At 53.5% G+C, this 447-nt stretch carries 1 protein-coding gene; it reads right to left on the bottom strand.

Going from position 1 to position 447, the window contains the following annotated elements; all coding sequences use genetic code 11:
* The coding region (locus tag FS666_RS19480) for a UPF0236 family transposase-like protein (protein ID WP_186309058.1) at window positions 1–447 on the bottom strand (447 nt) is incomplete at both ends.

The raw sequence follows: 447 nt of genomic DNA, 5'->3' as shown, positions 1-447 counted from the left end.
TTTCTCCTCTTTCTCCTCTGTCCATGTCTCCACCTGACCAATCAATGTACGGAGGGATAGTTTATCCAGGTGCCCGATGAGGCCCGTCATCATGGCCTTCATCCCTTCCGCCACCCAGCTCCGGCCGTTTTTCATGCGGCGGGCAAACACCCTCATGGTTGCCTCAGCACTGCCCATCGCCCGCATTCCTTCTGTGTCGATTCCTTTTTCATCCAGCCACTTCCTGTAATCGCCCAAGGCTTCCGGATATTGTTCCAGCTGCTTGATCAGCTCTTCCAGCCTTTCCTCTCTGCTTTCCTTCTCGAGAGTTCCGACTGCGCTGTTTAATTCTATGAGCAGCTTTTGTCCATCATAGGCAGCGAGTGCTTTCCGGATGGCCCTGTAACGGGGGTGGTCCCGAAAAATCCTCTGGATATCACGTGCCACATGGAAGCGGTCAATGGTAAA

The sequence above is a fragment of the Siminovitchia fortis genome (assembly GCF_007681465.1).
In the GTDB taxonomy this organism is placed as follows: Bacteria; Bacillota; Bacilli; order Bacillales; family Bacillaceae_C; genus Siminovitchia; species Siminovitchia fortis.
The sequence above is the reverse complement of the archived record's forward strand: the minus strand, read 5'-3'. Positions and strand labels throughout refer to the sequence as shown.